The sequence below is a fragment of the Streptomyces jumonjinensis genome (genome assembly GCF_009600885.1).
Lineage (GTDB): Bacteria > Actinomycetota > Actinomycetes > Streptomycetales > Streptomycetaceae > Streptomyces > Streptomyces jumonjinensis.
In genome coordinates this window covers 136,297-143,620 of sequence record NZ_VCLA01000160.1, presented here as the reverse complement: position 1 = coordinate 143,620, position 7,324 = coordinate 136,297, and the positions used below count along the sequence as shown (strand labels likewise).

At 72.6% G+C, this 7,324-nt stretch carries 9 protein-coding genes; 8 read left to right on the top strand and 1 reads right to left on the bottom strand.

Features of this window, described 5'->3' with window-relative positions; genetic code table 11:
* Positions 1-494, top strand: a 494-nt coding sequence (locus FF041_RS23360; protein ID WP_153524613.1) for an ATP-binding cassette domain-containing protein, incomplete at its 5' end; no start/stop codon positions are given.
* Between the two features lie 413 nt (positions 495-907).
* On the opposite strand, the gene FF041_RS23355 is transcribed toward FF041_RS23360, so the two are convergent.
* A complete protein-coding gene (locus tag FF041_RS23355) occupies positions 908-2,284 on the bottom strand; it encodes a hypothetical protein (protein WP_153524612.1) in 1,377 nt (458 codons plus the stop codon).
* 189 nt (positions 2,285-2,473) lie between these two features.
* On the opposite strand from FF041_RS23355, the gene FF041_RS23350 reads away from it, so the two are divergent.
* The 7 genes from FF041_RS23350 to FF041_RS23320 all read left to right on the top strand — a co-directional run bounded on the left by FF041_RS23350 (position 2,474) and on the right by FF041_RS23320 (position 7,194).
* Positions 2,474-2,599 (top strand): lasso RiPP family leader peptide-containing protein, encoded by a 126-nt coding sequence (locus FF041_RS23350; protein WP_186767996.1) that lies wholly within the window; start codon positions 2,474-2,476, stop codon positions 2,597-2,599.
* A 167-nt stretch (positions 2,600-2,766) separates the two neighbouring features.
* Positions 2,767-4,605 (top strand): albusnodin/ikarugamycin family macrolactam cyclase, encoded by a 1,839-nt coding sequence (locus tag FF041_RS23345; RefSeq protein ID WP_194292133.1) that lies wholly within the window; start codon positions 2,767-2,769, stop codon positions 4,603-4,605.
* Positions 4,589-4,885 (top strand): HPr-rel-A system PqqD family protein, encoded by a 297-nt coding sequence (locus FF041_RS23340; protein ID WP_153524610.1) that lies wholly within the window; start codon positions 4,589-4,591, stop codon positions 4,883-4,885. The genes FF041_RS23345 and FF041_RS23340 overlap by 17 nt, the downstream gene beginning before the upstream one ends.
* On the top strand, positions 4,882-5,304 hold the full coding sequence (locus FF041_RS23335; protein WP_153524609.1) for a lasso peptide biosynthesis B2 protein: 423 nt from the start codon (positions 4,882-4,884) through the stop codon (positions 5,302-5,304). The genes FF041_RS23340 and FF041_RS23335 overlap by 4 nt, the downstream gene beginning before the upstream one ends.
* Positions 5,305-5,384: 80 nt before the next feature.
* The gene (locus FF041_RS23330; protein WP_323392474.1) at positions 5,385-6,410 is read left to right on the top strand and encodes a protein-L-isoaspartate O-methyltransferase family protein; all 1,026 of its coding nucleotides are present in this window, start codon (positions 5,385-5,387) and stop codon (positions 6,408-6,410) included.
* Between the two features lie 87 nt (positions 6,411-6,497).
* Entirely contained in the window at positions 6,498-6,716 is a 219-nt protein-coding gene (locus FF041_RS39265; protein ID WP_323392480.1) for a sulfatase-like hydrolase/transferase, read from the top strand.
* 22 nt (positions 6,717-6,738) lie between these two features.
* Positions 6,739-7,194 carry an NUDIX hydrolase gene (locus FF041_RS23320; protein WP_153483602.1) on the top strand — a complete coding sequence of 152 codons (456 nt, stop codon included), beginning with the start codon at positions 6,739-6,741 and terminating at the stop codon, positions 7,192-7,194.
* The last annotated feature ends 130 nt before the right edge of the window (positions 7,195-7,324 follow it).

The window sequence follows — 7,324 nt, the reverse complement described above, 5'->3', positions numbered from 1 at the left end:
GGCGGACGGTGGCGGTGGTGGGGCAGGACGCGCCGCTGTTCCATGGCACGCTGGCGGAGAATCTGCGGCTGGGCGCACCGGACGCGCCGGACGAGCGGTTCGCGGCGGTGGCCCGGGCGACCGGGGTCGACCGCATCGCGAGGTCGCTGCCCGAGGGGTACGCGACGGCGGTGGGGGAGCGGGGGACGACCCTGTCAGGGGGTCAGCGGGCGCGGGTCGCGCTGGCGCGGGCGCTGCTGACGGGGCCGAGGGTGCTGGTGCTCGACGAGACGACGGCGCGGCTGGACGGGGTGGGGGAGGCGGAGCTGACGGCGGGACTGCCCCGCTGCACCACGGTGGTGATCGCCCACCGCGCGGCGACGATCCGCCGGGCGGACCGCATCGCGGTCCTGGAGTCGGGCCGGATCGCCCAGGAGGGCGTCTGGGCGGATCTCTCCTCGGCCCCGGGCCCGTTCACCCGTGTCATGGACCGCTCGGCGGCGGCCGACGGCTGAGGGGGGCCGCTGGTCCGGCGGGCCCGCGGCGTATGTCCAGGAGCACACCAGCCCCGGCGGCGTACGTCTGCCCGTGGGTCCGGCCGCCAGCCGCATCGCGCTCCGTCCGTTCAGTGAGGGCGAGGGAGGCGGCTTCGTACCGGCGGGCCAGGGCGGCGCGGTCCGTGGTGAGCCGGTCATCGTGGGCGATGGCATGGTCCAGTGCGCGGTCCGCGAGGAGGTCCCCGAACGGCTGCTGCTTCCAGGGAGGGACGGCCCGCTTCTCCGTGAGCAGGTCGACAGTGGATTGACCTGTACGGCAAGTAAGGCGAGTTCTTGAGGGGCGGGCAGTGGCCTGTCCGAAAGGTCGCTTGGCTGTTGGGTTGCTGGCCTCTTTCCCTCCGGGGTCCGTGGATTCCTGGCCGACCGGGCGGTCAGCGCTGTTTGGCGAGGAAGACCCGGGCGCGCTCGTCGAGTTCGGTGGCGCATCGCAGCCCCCGGGCGCGGTAGATGTTCAGATCGCCACGCAGGGAACGGATGGCCTTGCGGGTGCGGGCGGACCGTACGCCGTCCATGGTGTCGATGGCTCGGTTCCAAGTAGCGCATGCCTGCTCGATGCTGCCCTGTTTGGCCTGCTGTTCGGCCTGGGCGACGAGGTCGAGGGCGATGATCCGCGCGTAGGTGGTGCCGGGGCGGCTGGCGGCTGCGGTGGCGTACTGGCGGGCGGCGTTGGGCCGGTCGCCGAGGGTTTCGAAGACTTTCGCGGTACGGGAGTGGACGGTGGCGGCCGGCGGTCCCCAGACCAGGGCCCAGAAGGGCACCTGGTCGTCGGCCCCGGCCGCGAGCGAGGCGTGGGCCTGTTTGACGTCGGCCAGTGCGCGATCGGTCTGCCCGGTTTTGGCGAGCGCGTGGGCGTGGGTGATGGCGAACAGGGCTTCGGTCTGGCCGTCGACCCTGCCCCGGGCACGTGCCCAGCCGCTTTCGGCGAGGGCGAGGCAGCGTTCGGACCGGTGGAGTTTCATGCCCTGCTGGGACATGGTGCGCATGACGAAGCCGTCCTGGCCGGGGATGCCGGATTCGCGGGCGAGGGCCAGCGATTGCAGGTAGTAGCGCTGCGCGAGCCCCTGCTCGCCGCTGTCATATGCCTTCCAGCCCGCCAGGTGTGCGCCTGCTGAGGCGACGGACAGGGCCTCGGCGCGGGCCTCCTCGCTGCTGAACCGGGACCGGCACAGGTCGAGGACGTCGGTGACGAGGTACTGGACGAACGCTGAGCGCCCGTGCTGCCCGCCGTGGCGCTCGTCCATGTCCATGAAGAGGCGGACCATGTCCCGTACGGCCGCGACATCGGCGTGACCGGCCATGGCCCCGTTCGCGGCGGCCCGGGTCCGGGCGGCGGTCTCCCGGACGGTCTCCAGCGGCAGGGCGGCGGCGGCCATGGAGTAGGCGGAGGCGGAGAGGAATCTGCGGCGGTTCACGTCAGCCTTCCCGATGGCGGCCAGGGTTTCGACCGGGTCGAAGTCGAGCGTCAGTCCGATGCTGCCATCTTCACCGCCGTCCGGGGAGGGCAGGCCGAGGTCCTCGCGGGTGATGCGCCGGCCGAGGCGGCGGGAGAGCGCTTCAGCCAGGTACTGCGGGGTCGAACCGGACGGCACGACGCCCGCCCCCCAGTGGTGGACGGCCGATTTGTTGGTCCCCAGGCGCTGGCCGCTCTCTGCCGCGACCGCTCTCACGGCGCGGGCGACGCCGTCGTACGGCAGCCCGGATTCCTCGATCAGCTCGCTGAGCTGGTGGTTCGGCATGCGCTGGGTCATGGGGTCCTCGCCCTCGTATACCCGATATACGGCCTGGCCCGGCCCGGACTCTACTCGCCGTGCGTGGCGGCCAGTTGACTGTTGGTCACAGCCCGGCGGCGTGAACGCCAGTGACAGCCGGACTGGAACATCCCGCCCGGCTGTGCGCTCATCAGGATGCGCACGGGGCGGCGAGTGAAGGAGAACGCCATGGAAGACACCCTCACCGCGGTCTACGAGGCACCCGTCGTGCTGGACGCGGGCGCTGTCGTCGAGGTGACGCTGGGCACCGAGACCTTCGACACCGCGGACGACACCGAGTACAAGAACGCCTGACCTTCTGATCCGCCGGGGCCGGGAAGGGACTCCTGCGCCACGGACCGGCTCCGGCGCCACCAGGGCACCGGGTCTGCCCGCCTCCCGTGCTGGGACACGGGGCGGGCGGCCCGGCGCCTTCGCGTTTCTACGAAACCACGCAAGCGCGTATGCGGAAAGGGGCACAGATGAGGTGGAGCGCGGGGTGGTACGGCGACAGCGCCTGTGACCGGCTGCCGGCCGGGGGCCGGGCGGTGCCGGGCCTGGACGCGGCATGGACTCTTGGTTGGCCCTCGGCTCGGATCAGGACGGCCGGTGAGGGCCGGGCGGCGCTGGCTGTCATCGGCGAGTGCGGGGCCGACGACCGCGAGCTGGCGAACGCGCCGGCCCTGGTGCGGGCCGGGAAATGGCGGGCGCTGACCCGCTGGCCCGGCTCCTACCTGACGATTGCCCGCAGCGGCCCGACGCTCGCGGTGATCGGCGACCTCACCGGCCAGCACCCGGTGTACTGGCGCACGGACGCGGCCGGGACCTGGTGGTCCACCTCGGCCTGTGCGCTCGCCGCACTCGACGGGGCACCGGTCGACCCGGCCGCGCTCGCCGCCCATCTGGCCTTCGGGCAGCCTGACGTCCTCGGCGAGCGGAGCCTGTTCCGCACCGTGCGCCGCGTCCCGCCGGGTCATCTGCTGCTGATCGGCCCCGAGGAGGTCGGCACGGTGCCCTACGAACCGGCCTCCTACGGCCCGGTGGACCTCCACCGGGCCGGGCCGGCCGTGCGGGCCGCGCTCTTCGAGGCGGTGGCCGCCCGGATCGACGGCCGTCCTGTCAGCGCGGATCTGGCGGGCCTGGACTCCACCACCCTGGCCTGCCTCGCCGCCCGCAGCGGACCGGTGACCGCCCTGACCTTCGCCGACCCGAGGCTGCGGGACGACGACCTCGCCTACGCGGCCCGTACCGCAGCCACCGTTCCGGGCCTGCGCCACCAGGTGGTGTCCGGAAATCCGGACACTGTGTACTACCAGGGCCTGGACGACCTCGCCGCCCTGCCGGTCACCGACGCACCGAACGCCTACACAGTCACCGCCGCGATCAAGCGGGCGGTACTGGACACGGTCGCCGCCCGGCACACCGTGCCCGGCATCCATCTGACCGGGGCCGGCGGGGACGCTCTGCTGTCCGCGCCGTCGTCCTATCTGGCGGACCTGCTGCGGACGCGGCGGCCACGCGACGCCTGGCGACACGCGCTCGGCCACGGCCGGCTGCGGCACACCTCCGCCTTCACGGCCCTTCGCCGGGCCCACCCGGCGGCCCGCACGTCTCTCCCCGGTGCCTGGCGGCAGATCGCTGCCGACCTGCGCGGTCCCGTGCGGGCCTGGGTGCCGCAGGCTCAGCGGCCCGTGAGCTGGACGCCGCTGCTGGCCACGGCCGACTGGATGAGCCCGGACGCCCGCCGCCACCTCGCCGACGCCCTTATCCGGGCGGCCGACGAACTGGCCGACCCACCGACGCTGCTGGCCCCGTGGGCGGACCGACAGGACCTCGCACGGGTCGGGGCGAACACCGGCGGATGGCGCGAGATCGCCCTGGCCGGGTACGGGATCGAGCTGTCCGCCCCCTACCTGGACAACGAGGTCGTCCGGGCCTGCCTCGCCGTCCCGGCCGACCAGCGCGGGGCACCCGGAAGGTACAAGCCTCTGCTGGCCTCGGCGTTCGCAGGCACCGGGGTCCTGCCGGGCTTCGTCCTCACCCGCGTCACCAAGGGCGGCTTCAACGCCCTCGCCTACGAGGGCCTGCGCCGTCACGCCGGCCAGTTGCGGGACCTGCTCGGCCCCACCTCCCGGCTTGCCGCCCTCGGACTGGCCGCCGAAGCCCCCGTCGACGCGATGCTGAAGCGTGCCGCGGCCGGACAACCTACCGCTCAAGGAGCCCTGCACCTGGTGACCAGCGCCGAAATCTGGCTCCGCCAGCTCGACACAGCGCACACTCCCGTCTGGCGAAAGGTGAACTTCCGTGTGGCAGCTGCGTGACGGCACCCACCCCGTCCTCACCGACGAGGGCGGGGCAATCCTGGACGAGCTCACTGGCCGGTGGACCCACCTGACCCCGACCGCCGCCGCGGCGGTCATGCTCCTGCTGGCGGGCAACACCCCCGCCCAGGCAGCCGTCGAGTACGCCACCCGCTACCGACTGACCACCGACCACGCGCGGGAGGACATCCGGACCGTCTCCAACACCCTCACCGCCACCGGACTCGCCCGGCAAGGACCGGCCCCGCACCGCCGCCGCTGGTGGGGGTGGTGGCGATGACGAGCAGGGAGGCGTACTCCACCACCCGCACCGGGACCCTCCCCGAACGCGCCGCTGCCCTCGCCGGGCTCGCACTCGCCCTGGTGCTGCTGCGGCTGCCCTTCCGCCACACCGTCCGCGCCGTTCGCTGGGCCAGGCGGCTCGGACACCGACCGCTCACCCCCGCACGGGCCGAGGCTCTGGTCGCCGCGGTACGGCACGCGGGGCGATGGTGGCCGGGCCGTGTCGCGTGCGCCGAGACGAGCCTGGGCTCCGTCCTCGCGGCGGCGTTTCTGAGGCAGGACCTGACCTGGTGCCTGGGCGCCCGGTTCCTGCCGCCGCCGACCGAGTACCACGCCTGGGTTGAACTGCCCGGTGTCGGGCCGGTCGGCGAGTACACCGAGGGCGGTCGGCACCACCATGCCGCTCTGCGGATCTGACCGACGTTCCCCCGGACGTGTCCTTCACCCGCCCGGAGCAGTTGCACATACGTACCTGTCCGTCCCTCCAAGGAGTGAGCGTGCCCTCTGTCGCCCTGGCCGCCGAGACCGTTCCCGAGCGCCACTACACGCACCACGAAGGCCGCGGTGCCACCCCGCACCGCTCCAACCCCAGGGTGATCCACCGCGAACTCACCACCCTGGATGTCGGCCCGGACATGAACGTCGCCGAGTTCGGCACCGGATCCGGCTACTCCGGGGCCCTCCTCGCCCATCTCGTCGGCCCACGGGGTACGGTGACCAGCCTCGACATCGACGACTACCTGGTGCGGTGGGCCGGTCTCATCCACCACCGGCGCGGCGTCGGCAACATCCGCTGCCACACCGCCGACGGCACCTCCGGGTTCGCCGACCGGGCCCCGTACGACCGGATCGTGGCCTGGTGCACCCCGCCGCTGCTGCCCCAGGCGTGGGTCGACCAGACAGCCGACGGAGGTCTGATCGTCGCCCCGCTGCCCATCGCGGCCGTGCCCAACATGACCCTCGTCGCCAAGATCCGGGTGAGCGGCGGCCGGCCGGCCGTGGAGGCCGTGTTCAACGGCGGGTACATCGAGGCCACCGCCTCCCCGAAGACCGATCTCGATCTGCCCGGCCGCTGGGTCGACTGGGAGAACCGCGTCCCCGCACCCTCCTGGATCTCCATCGCCTGGCGTGAGGATGACGACCGTCTCCACACCGGTGCCCGTGCCGCCCTGGACCGGTTGCTGAAGAACGCGCACACCGAGCCGTACGGCGGGGTAGCGGTCGACTGGCCGTCCTGGCGGACCTGGGCGGCGGCCACCGCCGGCCCGCAGCTGACCATGGCCGGGGTCAACCCGGATCTGTGGGCCCTCGGGCACTCCACCCCGGCCACGGCCGCTGTCATCCAGCAGGACGGAGCCGTCCTCGCCGACGCCGCCGATTCCCCGTCCCTCACCGCTCTGCGCGGCTGGCTCGCCGCATGGGAGGACGCCGGGCGGCCCGCCCCCGAAACCCACCAGCCCGCCCTGGTACGTCACGACGACGACCAGGGCGCCGGCGGGTGGAACCTCCGGCTGACCCGGTAGGGCCCGGTCTCCTGTCTCCGGCCCACGGGGCAGCGCACAGTCCCGGGCGTCAGCCCGGCGGGCCCGCGCGACCACGACGGCTTCTACATCGGCGACAGCAGGGACAGTATCTGCTCTCAGAAGGCGGCCCTCTCCTATGCCGACACCCATCTCGGGCGGCTGATCGACACACTGACCCGCGACCGCCGTTGGCTGATCATCATGTGTGCCGACCACGGTGACGCATTCGGGGAGGGCGGCTACTGGGGGCGGGGAATCGTCCGCCCGGAAGTTACCAGCGTCCCGTTTGCGGCCTGGCTGTCCTGACGCACCGCTACCCTCGCGTCGCATGAGCGACGACAACACCAGCACCCCGACCCGCGACGCCTCTGTGGTCGTCGCCGTGGACGGAAAGGGGCAGGCGGCGATCCTTTCCGCACACTTCCCCGACCACGGCGGCGAGTATCTGTTCCTGCCAGGCGGACGTAGAGAGGACGGCGAGACCTCCGAGCAATGTGCCCGGCGAGAACTCGCCGAGGAAGCCGGGATCACCGCAGAGGCCTGGAGCCCGCTGGGCTCCTATGCCATCACCCTTGCTTCGCCCGCACGTGTTCACCTCTTCGAGGCACGTCAGCTGTCGCTGGGCCCGCAGCGGCTGACCCCCAGCGAAGTGGATTTCAAACTGACGTGGTGGCCCATGACCGAAGCCGTACAAGCCGCCGCCGAGGGACGCTTCCTGCTCCCTGCCGGTCCGCTCGCCCTCATGCTGGCTGCTCGGATTGGTGAGGCCAGGGCCGTCAACTGACCATGCGGTTTGGGATCTCGATGGTGCATCGCAGGCCCCGGGCGCGTTATCACGACCGCCTTCACACCGGTGCCCGTACCGCTCTGGACCGGTTGCTGAAGAACGCGCACACCGAGCCGTACGGCGGGGC

Coding starts and splice junctions, on each gene's coding strand:
- FF041_RS23345 (WP_194292133.1), top strand. CDS start 2,767: ATGAGGTGGAGCGCGGGGTGGTACGGCGACAGCGCCTGTGACCGGCTG.
- FF041_RS23350 (WP_186767996.1), top strand. CDS start 2,474: ATGGAAGACACCCTCACCGCGGTCTACGAGGCACCCGTCGTGCTGGAC.
- FF041_RS23335 (WP_153524609.1), top strand. CDS start 4,882: ATGACGAGCAGGGAGGCGTACTCCACCACCCGCACCGGGACCCTCCCC.
- FF041_RS23320 (WP_153483602.1), top strand. CDS start 6,739: ATGAGCGACGACAACACCAGCACCCCGACCCGCGACGCCTCTGTGGTC.
- FF041_RS23355 (WP_153524612.1), bottom strand. CDS start 2,284: ATGACCCAGCGCATGCCGAACCACCAGCTCAGCGAGCTGATCGAGGAA.